General features: G+C 73.8%; 14 protein-coding genes. 4 read left to right on the forward strand and 10 right to left on the reverse strand.

Annotated features, from left to right (window positions below; all coding sequences use genetic code 11):
- Together VF468_10505 and VF468_10510 are read left to right on the forward strand one after the other, a co-directional pair.
- A partial coding sequence (locus tag VF468_10505) for a hypothetical protein (GenBank protein HEX5878738.1) occupies positions 1–202 on the forward strand: 202 nt, incomplete at its 5' end.
- A 158-nt stretch (positions 203–360) separates the two neighbouring features.
- Positions 361–603, forward strand: a complete 243-nt coding sequence (locus tag VF468_10510) for a DUF2630 family protein (GenBank protein HEX5878739.1) — start codon at positions 361–363, stop codon at positions 601–603.
- A 226-nt stretch (positions 604–829) separates the two neighbouring features.
- On the opposite strand, the gene lon is transcribed toward VF468_10510, so the two are convergent.
- From lon to VF468_10540, 6 genes are all read right to left on the reverse strand, one after another.
- On the reverse strand, positions 830–3,181 hold the full coding sequence (gene lon, locus VF468_10515; GenBank protein HEX5878740.1) for an endopeptidase La: 2,352 nt from the start codon (positions 3,179–3,181) through the stop codon (positions 830–832).
- An 87-nt stretch (positions 3,182–3,268) separates the two neighbouring features.
- Positions 3,269–3,694 (reverse strand): cupredoxin domain-containing protein, encoded by a 426-nt coding sequence (locus VF468_10520; protein ID HEX5878741.1) that lies wholly within the window; start codon positions 3,692–3,694, stop codon positions 3,269–3,271.
- A 47-nt stretch (positions 3,695–3,741) separates the two neighbouring features.
- A complete protein-coding gene (locus tag VF468_10525) occupies positions 3,742–4,554 on the reverse strand; it encodes a zf-HC2 domain-containing protein (GenBank protein HEX5878742.1) in 813 nt (270 codons plus the stop codon).
- A complete protein-coding gene (locus VF468_10530) occupies positions 4,544–5,083 on the reverse strand; it encodes a sigma-70 family RNA polymerase sigma factor (protein HEX5878743.1) in 540 nt (179 codons plus the stop codon). Before VF468_10530 ends, VF468_10525 begins: the two co-directional genes overlap by 11 nt.
- Before the next feature lie 79 nt (positions 5,084–5,162).
- The gene (locus tag VF468_10535) at positions 5,163–6,527 is read right to left on the reverse strand and encodes a DEAD/DEAH box helicase (GenBank protein HEX5878744.1); all 1,365 of its coding nucleotides are present in this window, start codon (positions 6,525–6,527) and stop codon (positions 5,163–5,165) included.
- Between the two features lie 70 nt (positions 6,528–6,597).
- Positions 6,598–6,942: a rhodanese-like domain-containing protein gene (locus VF468_10540; protein HEX5878745.1), complete on the reverse strand. Its 345-nt coding sequence runs from the start codon at positions 6,940–6,942 to the stop codon at positions 6,598–6,600.
- A 92-nt stretch (positions 6,943–7,034) separates the two neighbouring features.
- Between VF468_10540 and VF468_10545 the strand changes: the two genes are divergently transcribed.
- Entirely contained in the window at positions 7,035–7,379 is a 345-nt protein-coding gene (locus tag VF468_10545; protein HEX5878746.1) for a nuclear transport factor 2 family protein, read from the forward strand.
- Positions 7,380–7,470: 91 nt separating this feature from the next.
- Here the strand turns inward: VF468_10545 and VF468_10550 are convergent, their stop codons facing one another.
- Positions 7,471–7,701: a DUF3107 domain-containing protein gene (locus VF468_10550; protein ID HEX5878747.1), complete on the reverse strand. Its 231-nt coding sequence runs from the start codon at positions 7,699–7,701 to the stop codon at positions 7,471–7,473.
- A 339-nt stretch (positions 7,702–8,040) separates the two neighbouring features.
- On the opposite strand from VF468_10550, the gene VF468_10555 reads away from it, so the two are divergent.
- Positions 8,041–9,078, forward strand: a complete 1,038-nt coding sequence (locus VF468_10555; protein ID HEX5878748.1) for a DNA recombination protein RmuC — start codon at positions 8,041–8,043, stop codon at positions 9,076–9,078.
- Here the strand turns inward: VF468_10555 and VF468_10560 are convergent.
- The 3 genes from VF468_10560 to VF468_10570 all read right to left on the reverse strand — a co-directional run.
- Complete coding sequence (locus VF468_10560; GenBank protein HEX5878749.1) at positions 9,062–10,069, reverse strand: VWA domain-containing protein; 1,008 nt, start codon at positions 10,067–10,069, stop codon at positions 9,062–9,064. The two genes, VF468_10555 and VF468_10560, sit on opposite strands and share 17 nt — an antisense overlap.
- A 16-nt stretch (positions 10,070–10,085) precedes the next feature.
- Complete coding sequence (locus VF468_10565) at positions 10,086–11,270, reverse strand: DUF58 domain-containing protein (GenBank protein ID HEX5878750.1); 1,185 nt, start codon at positions 11,268–11,270, stop codon at positions 10,086–10,088.
- The coding region (locus VF468_10570) for a MoxR family ATPase (GenBank protein ID HEX5878751.1) at positions 11,267–11,882 on the reverse strand (616 nt) is incomplete at its 5' end. The genes VF468_10565 and VF468_10570, both read right to left, overlap by 4 nt.

Raw genomic sequence — 11,882 nt, forward strand, 5'->3', positions numbered from 1 at the left:
CACCGGCGGCCTGGTCGAGCTGTACGAGGGCTGGCACGTGGTCGCCACCGAGGAGCTGCCCCGCCGCTGGACCCCCGAGGAGCTGGCCGGCGCCGCCCCCCGGCTGTTCGGCGACCGCCCCACCCGGGCGCCGTGGCGGCCGTCCAGCCTGCGCCGGATCATCGACGATGCGCGGAGTCGGCCTCCGGCCGACGATCGGTAGACGCCGACCGGCAGAATCGCCGCTCGGCTAGCGGGCGGCGCTGTTCGCATGCCCCGATCCTCGGCCATCCGGCCCGGCGCCACATCAGCAGATGCAGGAGGGCGAGCCCCCCGGCATCATCACCGGGAGCCAGCCCAGATCCACCCGCGGAGGAGCTCATGGACGACAAGCAGGTCCTCGACCGCATCGGCGCCCTGGTCGAGGAGGAGCACGCCCTCGAACGCCAGGCCACCGGCGAAGGCCTCGACGAGCACGAGCAGGACCGCCTCCACGAGGTCGAGGTCCAGCTCGACCAGTGCTGGGACCTCCTCCGCCAGCGCCGCGCCCGCCGCAACGCCGGCCAGGACCCCGACACCGCCCAGGTCCGCCCCGAAGGCACGGTCGAGGGTTACCTGCAGTAGGCACGAGCCCCGGTCACCGCGCCTGACGGCGCGCCGGCAGACGCTCGACGATCCGCACCGTCTCGGGGAGCGTGTCCCGGTCGAGCGCGAAGGCCACCGCGTCCCGCGCGAGCCGCCGGGCCTCCTCCAGGTCCCCGTGCCAGGTACGCGCATGGGGCCCGAACGACGCCGGGCCCCAGCGCCAGGTTGGCGCATGGGGCCCGAACGTCGGCGGCTCGTGCCGGTGTCAGGCGGCCTGGGTGGGGACCTCCGCGGCCTCGGGACCCTCGGGGGCGAGGGCGTGGATGAGGACCTGGTCGATCTCGCTGGCCAGGTGGAAGGTCATCTCGGCCCGGACCGACTCGGGGACGTCCTCGAGGTCGGCGCCGTTGCGCTCGGGGAGGATGACCTCCTTGAGCCCGGCGCGGTGGGCGGCCAGAACCTTCTGCTTGACCCCGCCGATGGGCAGGACCCGGCCCTGGAGGGTGACCTCGCCGGTCATGCCGACCTCGGACCGCACCGGGCGGCCGGTGAGGAGGCTGGCCAGGGCGGTGGTCATCGTCACGCCGGCCGAAGGGCCGTCCTTGGGGACGGCGCCCGCGGGCACGTGGACGTGGTAGCGGCGGCCGGCCACGTCGCCGTCGATGCCGAGCTCGCCGGCGTGGGCGCGGACGTAGGAGAGGGCGATCGAGGCCGACTCCTTCATCACGTCGCCGAGCTGGCCGGTCAGGGTCAGCCCCGGCTCGCCGTCCATCACGCTGGCCTCGATGAACAGCACGTCGCCGCCGGTGCCGGTCACGGCCAGGCCGGTCGCGACCCCGGGCACGGCGGTCCGCTCGGCCGCCTCGAAGAAGAACTTCTGACGACCCAGGTAGCCGCGCACGTCGCCCTCGTCGACGACCAGCGGGGTGGCCACCTCGCCGGAGGCGATCCTGGTCGCCGCCTTGCGCAGCAGCTTGCCGATCTCGCGCTCCAGGTTGCGGACCCCGGCCTCGCGCGTGTAGTCGCCGACCACGGTGCGCAGGGCGGCCTCGGTGACGATCACCTCGTCGGCCCGCAGGCCGGTCTGGTCGAGCTGGCGGGCCAGCAGGTGGTCACGGGCGATGGCCAACTTCTCGTCCTCGGTGTAGCCGTCCAGGCGCACGACCTCCATGCGGTCCAGCAGCGGCCCCGGGATCGTCTCGACCACGTTGGCGGTGGCGATGAACAGCACATCCGACAGGTCGAGTTCGACCTCGAGGTAGTGGTCCCGGAAGGAGTGGTTCTGGGCCGGGTCGAGGACCTCGAGCAGGGCCGAGGAGGGGTCGCCGCGCCAGTCGGCACCGACCTTGTCCACCTCGTCGAGCAGGAACACCGGGTTCATGGTCCCGGCCTCCTTGATGGCCCTGGCGATGCGGCCCGGCTGGGCGCCAACGTAGGTCCGCCGGTGGCCGCGGATCTCGGCCTCGTCGCGGACGCCGCCGAGAGCGACGCGGACGAACCTGCGGCCCATGGCCCGGGCCACCGACTCGCCGAGGGAGGTCTTGCCGACCCCCGGCGGGCCGACCAGCGCGATGATGGCGCCGGCGCCGCGGCCGCCCTGGTCGGCCAGGCCCCGCTCACGGCGGAGCTTGCGCACGGCCAGGTACTCGAGGATGCGGTCCTTCACGTCCTCCAGGCCGGTGTGGTCGTCGTCCAGGACCCGGCGGGCCTCGCCGATGTCGAGGGCGTCGGTGGAGGTCTCGCCCCAGGGCAGCTCGGTGATGGTGTCGAGCCAGGTCCGGATCCAGCCGTGCTCGGGGCTCTGCTCGCTGGTCCGCTCCAGCCGGCCGATCTCCCTCTCCACCGCGGCCTTCACGGCCTCGGGAAGCTTGCCGGATTCGACCTTCTGGCGGTAGGCGTCGATGGCGCTCTCGCCGTCCTCGCCCTCGCCGAGCTCCTTGCGGATGGCGGCCAGCTGCTGGCGCAGGATGAACTCGCGCTGCGACTTCTCCATGCCCTCGCTGACGTCCTTGCGGATCCGGTCCTTGAGCTCGACCTCGCCCAGGGTGTCGCGGGCCCAGGCCAGCACCTTCTCCAGGCGCTGCTCGACGTCGACCGCCTCGAGGACCTCGACCTTCTGCTCGAACGACAGGTCGGGGGAGTAGACGGCGGTGTCGGCGATCTGGCCGGGGTCGGTCATGCCCCGCAGCAGCTCGGCGATCTGGGCGGCGCCGCGCGCCTCGAGGATGTTCTCGACAACGGCCCGGTACTCGCGGGCAAGCTGCATGGCCCGCTCGGTGGCCGGAGCGTCCTCGATGGGCTCGACCTCGACCCAGGTGGCGGGCCCGGTGCCGGCCACGCCGGCGCCGATACGGGCCCGGTGCAGGCCGCGCACGACCACCGCGAGCTGGCCGTTGGGCAGCTCGCCGGCGTTCTCGATCTTGGCCACGGTGCCGACGGTGGCGTAGCGGCCGTCGACCTTGGGGACCAGCAGCAGGTGGCCGCCGGTGTCGCCGGCGGCGCTGGAGGCCGAGCGGGACTCGGGCGTCTCCAGGGTGGCGGTCACGACCATGCCGGGCAGCACGACCCCGCTGGTCAGGGGCAGGAGCGGCAGGGTCTCCGTCGAGAGCTCAGGCATTCATTCTCCAGGTCAAAGGGGTGCGACACCTTGATCAACAGCCGGCGCCGACCCCACATTCCTAGAGCACGAAAACCGTTGAGGTGTTCAGGTGACGTTGACCGTCCCGGTCATCGACCCGTGGAACTTGCAGCGGAACTCGTACTCGCCGGCCGCGGGCGCGGTGAAGGTCGCGGTGGCGTCCTCGCCGCCGGCGACGACCTCGTCGACCGAGGCCTCGTCGAAGGTGAAGCTGTGCTGGGCCGTGTCCTCGTTGGTCACCTCGACGCTGACCTGGGCCCCGGCCGTCATGTCCAGGCTGGTCTTGTCCCAGGCGAAGCCGGAGGCGACGAGCTGGAGCTCGTTCTCGCCGCCCCCGCCGGCGGCGGCGGTGGTGGTGGGCTCGCCGGTGGTCTCGGGGGCGGCGGTGGTCGCGCTCGCGCTCCCGCCGTCGTCGTCGCCGCCGCAGCCGGCGGCGGTCAGGGCCAGCACCCCGACCAGCACCCCGAGGACCAACCCGCCACGTGCTCGCATCCGGACCTCCTGGAATCGAAGTGGCCGCGAACGCGGCCGTCAGCAGCCTAACCCTGGCCGGCTGCCGACGATTCCCCGCCAAGGCCCTCGGCGATCTTGTAGAGCCGTTCCTGGTCGATGGTGCCGACCAGGCACCAGACGACCCCGTCGGCCTGCCACCAGTAGCTGATGTGCCGGCCCCAGCGGTAGGCGGCCAGCTCGCCGCCCTCGGCCCCCTTGGCCATCCGGGGCAGGTCGCCCCGCCAGCGCATCAGCGTGACCCGCCCGCCCTCGGCGTCGCGGTACTCGGCCACCGCGGCCACATGCCCTGCCAGGTCGCGTTCCTCCCAACCGGCCTTGCGCAGTCCGTAGGTGGTCAGGTCGGGGGTGCGCGAGGCCGGCCCGAGGACGGCGAACAGCCGGTCGGCCTCGGCCTGGCTGGGGGCGCCCAGCCCGTCCTCGCCCCGGTGGTGGTACGAGCTCCAGGCCGCCGACAGCGGGCTGCCCGGGTCGGGTGCCGGCACCACCAGCAGGGCCGCGGCGACCACCGCGGCCGCCCCGACCAGGGCCGCGGCCAGGGCGACCCAGTGCCGGCGCCGGGCCGGCCGGCGTGGGGAAGGCGCCGGCCGGCCGGCCGGCTCGGGCACCGGAGCGCTCGGGGACGCCTCGGCCCGCACGGCCGCCAGGACCGCGGTCCGCGTGGCCTCTGGGACCGGGACCGCCGAGGTCCGCAGCAGCGCCGTCAGCTGGCGGTCCATCAGCACCCGGGAGGCGCAGTCGTCGCAGCCGGCGAGGTGGTCGCGGGCGCGCTGGCGCTCGCCCGGTTCCAGCTCGCCCAGGCTGAAGGCGGTCAGCTGGAGCTTGAACTCCTCACAGGTCATCTGCCTGCACCCTTCCAAGCTCTGGCAGCAGCATCGCCTCGAGGCGGCGCCGGGCCCGGTGCAGCCGGGACAGGATGGTGCCGCGGGGCACGCCCATCACGGTGGCCGCCTCGGCACAGGTCAGCCCGTTGATGTCGACCAGCATCACGGCCACGCGGAAGTCCTCGGGGAGCTGCCCGATCGCCCGCCGGACCGCCTCCCGGTCCAGCTCCCGGACGGTCTGCTCCTCCGGGCCGGGCTCGGGGCTGGGCAGCTCGAGCGCGGGGTCGGCCTCGTCCTCGTCCAGCCAGACCAGCGGCATCCGCCGGCCGCGCCGGTACTGGGTGCAGAACAGGTTGTACTGGATGCGCAGCAGCCAGGCCCGGGCGTTGCTGCCCGGCTCGAAGGTGCCGAAGGACCGCAGGGCCCGCAGGTAGGTCTCCTGGGTCAGGTCCTGGGCGGTGGCCTGGTCGCCGGCCAGCCGCAGGGCGGCGTCGTACAGCGCGTTCATGTGCGGAACGGTCGCCGCCTCGAAGCCGTCCAGGTCCACGGGAGACCTCACTCACAAATCGCCGGGGCGGTGCCGCCTCCTTGACCAGGTGAACCCGCCCCGATGCCCGCTGATTCCCCTAGCCGGTGGCCGCCGAGGGCCGCTCGCCGGCCGGCATGCGGCGCCGGCGTCGCCGGCGGGCGGCCGAGCGGGAACGGCGGCGGGCCGGCTCCTCCCCGGCGGCCGGCTCGGCCTTCTCGGCCTTGCCGGGCGCGGCCGCGGCCCGGGCGGCGGCCGCCTCCTCCACCGTCGGCAGGTCGAACAGCTCGCTCAGCAGCGGGCTGGTCGAGTAGATCTCGTGCACGGGCTCGTCGGTCAGCTCGAGACGGCGCCGGATCAGGTCGGCGGTGTCCATCTCGTTCCAGGCCACGAAGGTGACCGCGACCCCGGCGGCCCCGGCCCGGCCGGTCCGGCCGATCCGGTGCACGTAGGCCCGGTCGTCCTCGGGGGTGTCGTAGTTGATGACGTGGGACAGGCCGGCGATGTCGAGGCCGCGGGAGGCCACGTCGGTGCAGACGAGCACGTCCAGCTTGCCCTTGCGGAAGGAGCGCATGACCTTCTCGCGGGTCACCTGGGGCATGTCGCCGTGCAGGGCGCCGGCCTTGTAGCCCTCCTCGACCAGGCCCTTGATGGTGCGGTCGACGCCGCGCTTGGTGCGCCGGAACACGGCCACCCGGTCCCGGTCGGGGGCGTCAAGGATGCGGCACAGCACCTGGAAGCGGTTGAGGGGATGCACCTGGAAGAACAGCTGCCGGGTGGCGGGCACGGTCGCCTGCTCGCCCTCGGGCTCGGCGTGGATGAAGGTCGGGCGCTTGGCGTAGCGCCGGGCCAGCGCGACCACCGCCTTGGGCATGGTGGCCGAGAACAGCATCGTCTGGCGGTGCTCCGGGGTGGCGGCGATGATCGTCTCCACGTCGGGCAGGAAGCCGAGATCGAGCATCTCGTCGGCCTCGTCGACGACCAGGATGCGAAGCTTGTCGAGCTTGAGGTGGCCCTGGCGCAGGTGGTCGAGGACCCGGCCGGGCGTGCCCACCACGACCTGGGCGCCCTCGTTCAGGGCGACGATCTGCGGGCCGAGGGGGCGGCCGCCGACGATCGCGACCGCGCGCACGCCGGCGTCACGGCCGGCGGTGTCGACGTCGCCAGCCACCTGGAGGCACAGCTCACGGGTGGGGACGAGGACCAGGGCCTGCACCTCGGGCAGCTCGGGCTCGACCTCTTGCACGATCGGGATGCCGAAGGCGAGGGTCTTGCCGGTGCCGGTGCGGGCCTGGCCGATGAGGTCGACCCCGGCCAGCGCGAGCGGCAGGCAGAGGGTCTGGATGGGGAAGGGATGCTCGATCCCGACACGGGCCAGCGAGGTCAACGTGGTCGGGAGGGCGCCGAGGTCGGCGAAGCTGTGCTCGGTGGGTGGGGGGGCGACGGTTCCGGACGTCGGACTCAAACAACCTCCTGGTTGCGGGCTCTTCTTGCGACAGGTCAACCATACATGGTAGCGGGTCGGCCAGCCGGCTTCAGCGGTAGCGGGGGACCCCCGGGTCGACCTGCTCGCTCCAGGCGTCGATCCCGCCGGCCAGGCTGCGGACCCGGGTCCAGCCGCTGGCCTTCATCCACACCGCCGCCTGGGCGCTGCGGGCGCCGACGTGGCAGTACACCACCACGTCGCGGTCCCTGGGGATCTCGGCCGGGGCCCGGTCGACGAACCGGTCGAGGCCGATGTGCAGCGACGGCTGGATGGCGGCGACCGCCCGCTCCGGCTCGGTCCGCACGTCGACCAGCAGCGGCGGGTCGTCGCCGGCCATGGCCTGGGCGAGCGCCGGCGCGTCGACCTCCTCCAGCAGCGGATGGCTCTGTCGCACCCTTGCCGTTCCTTCCTCGGTGGTCGGGGCACATCATGCTACCGCCTGTTGTACGCTTCGCCCCGATCGAGCGCTCAGGAGGTGCCCCCGCGATGGCCAGCAGCCCGGCCGAGGTCTTCGAGGCGTTCCGCCAGGCCCACGCCACGGCCGACGCGGACGCCGCGGCGGCGCTGTACGCCCCCGACGCCGTCTACTACGAGCCCGACAACGTGCCCCACCGCGGCCGGGACGAGATCCGCACCTACCTGGCCTCGGTGTACGCGGTCAGGGGCCCGGTCGAGCTGAGCATCAAGCGCCAGGTCGGCGCCGACCAGACCGTCCTCGCCGAGTGGACCAGCGCCTACACCGAAGGCGGCCGCCGCTCCACCGGCGTCCCCGGTGTCTCGGTGGTCGAGATCGGCCGCGACGGCATCGTCTACCACCGCGACTTCGGCTAGCCCGGCACGCAAGACGGTGGGGGACGCGGGTCGTTCCTGAGCCGCACCTTCGTGACCCCGGCGGCGCGGAACCACCGGCCGGCCACCGGCCCTACAGCGAGCTGAACCCGACCCGCTTGTCGGGGTGCTCCTCGCCGACCTCGACGTAGGCCAGCTTCTCGGTGGGCACGCCGACGCGGCGGCCCCTGGTGTCGGAAAGCCACAGCACCTTGGACTTGCCGGCCACCGCCTCCTCGACCAGGCTGGCGACGTCGTCGGGCGACTGGTCGGTCTCGACGACCAGCTCCTTGGGGCTGTAGGTGACCCCGAGCTTGACCTCCATATGCTTCTCGTCCTCCTGGTCGCCTGGTCGGCCGGTGATGTGCGGGAGGCCGAGCGTAGCACCAGGACGCTCAAGCCCGGCCTGGGGCGTAGCGAATCCCGAACGCAGGCAGGCAACGCCCCACAGCGAGGAAGCGAGGCCCATCCGTGCCGCTCACCGGCCCCACCCCGGCCCTGCTCGGCGCCGCCGCCATGTCCGGCCCGAGCCCTCGGCCGTCCTGGCCGCCGCGGCCCAGAACTGACTTCGTCCGGCGGGGTGTTGTCGCACCCCGTTGGTAGCGTCCCGGCCAACTCGGACCCCCAGCAGAGAGGGCTGGTCGCGGTGGGTTGGGAGGCGGTGGTGATCGGCCTGCTGGCCGGGGCCGTGGCCGGGCTGGCGTTCGGGCGCTGGGGGCGCGGGGGCGACGGCGGCGGGGTCGGGGGGCGGGAGCTGGACCGGCGGCTGGCCGGGATCTCCGACAGCCTCGACCGGCGGCTGGTCGACCTGGACCGGCGGCTCTACCTGGGGCTGGACAGCGTGCAGGACGCCCAGGCGCGGGCGGCCGACACCGCCGCCCAGGTGCGCGAGCGGGTGGCGGTGGTCGCCGGAGTGGCCGAGCAGGTCCTTGAGCAGGCCCGCGGGCTGAGCCGGCTGGAGGACCTTCTGCGCCCGCCCCAGGCCAGGGGCGCCCTCGGGGAGCTGCTGCTGGAGCAGCTCCTGGCCCAGGGGCTGCCCCACAGCGCCTACCGGACCCAGCACGTGTTCCGCTCGGGGGCCCGGGTGGACGCGGTCCTGGTGGTCGGCGAGGCCATGGTCCCGGTCGACTCCAAGTTCCCGCTGGAGGCCTTCGCCCGCATGAGCACGGCCGGCGACGGCGACGCGGCCAGGGCGCTGCACCGGCGGGCGTTCGTGCGCGACGCCCGCCGGCACGTCGACGCCATCGCCGACAAGTACATCTGCCCTGACGAGGGCACCTACGACTTCGCGCTCTGCTACCTGCCGTCGGAGGCGGTGTTCTACGAGTTCCTGCGCGAGGAGCCGCCGGGGGACTCCTGCTGGCGGTACGCGGTCGAGCGGCGGGTGTTCCCGGCCTCGCCGACCACCCTGTACGCCTACCTGGTGTCGATCGGGGTCGGGCTCAAGGGGCTGCGGGTCGAGGAGAACGCCCGCCGGGTGCTGGACGCGCTGGCCGCCCTCCGCGGCGACCTGGACGGGTTCCGCACCCACTTCGAGCTGGTCGGCCGCCACCTCGGCCGGGCCCGGGACCGCTGGCAGGACGCCGCCCACCGTCTCGACCGCTTCGACGGCCGCCTCGCCGAGGCGGCCGGCCGCGCCACCGACCTCGACCGCGGGCTTCCGGAGCCCGAGGGGGAGACCGGCCTCACGGGAACCGGCTGAACCAGACCAGGGACATGGCGGCGCCGGCCACCAGGAACAGCAGGCCGGTGGCGGCGAAGATGACCGTGATCTCCTGCTTCTCCTTGACGAAGCCGATCTTGGAGCCGAGCTCGCGGTAGACGCCCTTGAGGTCCTCGTTGGTGGGGGCGGCGAAGAAGCGGGCCCCGGTGGTCTCGGCGATCCGCTGCAGGGTGAGCTTGTCCGGCGGGACCGGGATGCGGCGCAGGTTGCCGGTCTCGTCGGGCACGTCGACCATCCCGCGCTCGGTCCCGAGGGCGATCGTGAACACCGGCACCCCGAGTTCCTTGGCGTCGTCGGCGGCCTCCATCGGCTGGGTCCGGCCCTGGGTGTTGGCCCCGTCCGACAGCAGCAGCACGACCAGCGGGGCCTCGTTGGCGCCGCCCTGCTGGGCCGGCGGGGCCGGCCGGGCCGCGCTGCCGGTCGAGGCCGGGGTCGGGGGCCGCTTGACGTCGAGGGCCCGCTCGATCCCGTCCCCCATGGCCGTCGCCCCCTCGGCGTGCAGCGACCCGATCGCCTCGTAGACCGCGGCCCGGTCGGTGGTCGGCCGGGTCAGGGTCTGGGCGGTGGAGGCGAACGACACGATCCCGACCCGGAACTTCTCCGGGAGCTGCTCGATGAAGCCGGCCGCAGCCCGCTGGGACGACACCAGCCGGGTCGGCTGGACGTCGGTGGCGTTCATCGACCCCGACACGTCCATCACCAGGACGATGGTCGCCTGCTCCTTGGGCACCAGGGTCAGCGCCTGGGGCCGGGCCATGCTGACGACCAGGGCGGCGAGGGCGAGCAGGTAGAGCGCCGGGGGGAGGTGGCGGCGCCATCCCGGCTTGGCGCTGACCACGTTGGCCAGCAGGTCGAGGTTGGTGAAGCGGACGGTGTAGCGGGAGCGGCGTCGCTGGGCGAGCAGGTAGGCGGCGAGCGCGGCCGGGACGAGCAGCAGCATCCAGAGCAGGCCCGGCCACTCCGCGCTCACCGGACGCCGCCCCGTTTCACCTCGGTGGCCTCCCGGGGCCGGGCGGGCTCCCGGGTCCCGGCGACCACCTGGGGCCGGCCGGGCCTCCGGGGCCGGCCGGGCCTCCGGGGCCGGGTGGGCCTCCGCCGGGGAAGGGGGACCAGGGGCGCGGCGGCGGGGCGCCGCCCCCGACGGGCGCTCCCACGGCCTGCGGCGGGTGGGCGACGACGTCGGCCGAGCCGCCGCCGTGGGCGGCCTCCGGCCCCCACTGGACCGGGGCCGGGCCGCGGGCGCTGCCCGGGCCGGTGACGCGGTGGCGCAGGAACCCGGCGAAGCTGCGCAGCCAGTCCCCGGCCGTCCAGAGCACGACGTGGTCGGCGCCGGACGACTGCAGCAGGCCGGCCAGGTCGGCCCGCTCGTTCGCGGCGGCGGCCGCGAACCGCTCCCGCAGCCGGCGCCGGCTGGTGTCGACCCGGAGCTGGCGGCCCGTCTCGGGGTCGACCAGCCACAGCTCGCCCACGTCGGGCAGCTCCTGCTCACGCGGGTCGCGGATCTCGACCGCGACCACGTCGTGCCGGCCGGCCAGCTCGATCAGCTCCCGGCGCCAGTCGCGGGGGCCGCGGAAGTCGCTGACCACGAAGATCAGGGACCGGCTGGTGGCCAGCCGCCCGGTCCGGGCCAGGGCCTCGCCCAGCGAGGTGGCCCCGCCACCCTCGGCCTGCGGCTCGCGGCGGACCGTGGCCAGCATCCCCAGCAGCCCGGCCCGGCCCTGGCGCGACGGGATCGTCACCGGCCGGCTGTCGCCGAAGGTGATCAGCCCCAGCCGGTTGCCGTGCCGGGTCCCGACGTGGCCGACGGCCAGGGCGACCCCCTCGGCCACATCGGCCTTGCGCCGGTCGGCCGTGCCGAAGGTCATCGACGGCGAGGTGTCCAGGACCAGCCAGCTGACCAGGGCCCGCTCGGCGATCTGGTCACGCACGTGGATGTCGCCGGTCCGGGCGGTGACGTTCCAGTCGATGCGGCGGACGTCGTCGCCCGGCTGGTACAGCCGGATCTGGGCCAGCTCGGTCCCGATGCCGATCGTGCTCGAGCGGTGATCTCCGGTCAGCATGGCCTCGATCCGGCGGCGCACGACCACGTCGAGGGCGCGCAGCAGCGCCTCCGGGGTCGGTCCGGGACCTGGCCGGTCGGGGGTGCGTTCGATGCCGAGGGGATCGTTCATGCTGGTTGTTCTCTGGCGAGGTCGATGCGGGGTGGGGGGATGGCGGCCAGGACCGCGGTCAACAAGCTGTCCGCGCTGACCTGCTCGGCCAATGCCTGATAGGTCAACACCAGCCGATGGCGCAGGACATCGCGGGCCAGTTCCTGGACATCTTGGGGCAGGCAGTAGCTGCGGCCCCGGAGCACGGCCAAGGCCCGGGCGGCCGCGACCAGGTTGATCGAGCCCCGTGGGCTCGCCCCATAGGCGATATAGCCGCCAAGATCGGCCAGGTTGTAGGTCGCTGGCTGGCGGGTCGCGTCACACAACGCCACCGCGTACTCGGCGACCAGCCGATCCACATACACGGTGGCCGTGTGGGCCTGGAGGGCCTGGAGCTGGTCCAGGCTGAGCATGCGGGTGATGGCTGGGGGGTCGGTCAGGCTGCGGGCGACGATGGTCATCTCTTCGGAGAAGTTGGGGTAGTCGACCAGCACCTTCATCAGGAACCGGTCGACCTGGGCCTCGGGCAACGGGTAGGTGCCGTCGGACTCGATCGGGTTCTGGGTGGCCAGGACCAGGAACGGGGCCGGCACCCCATAGGATTGCTTGCCGATGGTCACCTGGTGTTCCTGC

The sequence above is a fragment of the Actinomycetota bacterium genome, from assembly GCA_036280995.1.
GTDB lineage: Bacteria > Actinomycetota > CALGFH01 > CALGFH01 > CALGFH01 > CALGFH01.

Excerpts from the sequence above, each read along its gene's own strand:
- VF468_10520 (HEX5878741.1), bottom strand. The coding sequence starts at position 3,694 with ATGCGAGCACGTGGCGGGTTGGTCCTCGGGGTGCTGGTCGGGGTGCTG.
- VF468_10565 (HEX5878750.1), bottom strand. The coding sequence starts at position 11,270 with ATGAACGATCCCCTCGGCATCGAACGCACCCCCGACCGGCCAGGTCCC.
- lon (HEX5878740.1), bottom strand. The coding sequence starts at position 3,181 with ATGCCTGAGCTCTCGACGGAGACCCTGCCGCTCCTGCCCCTGACCAGC.
- VF468_10550 (HEX5878747.1), bottom strand. The coding sequence starts at position 7,701 with ATGGAGGTCAAGCTCGGGGTCACCTACAGCCCCAAGGAGCTGGTCGTC.
- VF468_10510 (HEX5878739.1), top strand. The coding sequence starts at position 361 with ATGGACGACAAGCAGGTCCTCGACCGCATCGGCGCCCTGGTCGAGGAG.
- VF468_10525 (HEX5878742.1), bottom strand. The coding sequence starts at position 4,554 with ATGACCTGTGAGGAGTTCAAGCTCCAGCTGACCGCCTTCAGCCTGGGC.
- VF468_10545 (HEX5878746.1), top strand. The coding sequence starts at position 7,035 with ATGGCCAGCAGCCCGGCCGAGGTCTTCGAGGCGTTCCGCCAGGCCCAC.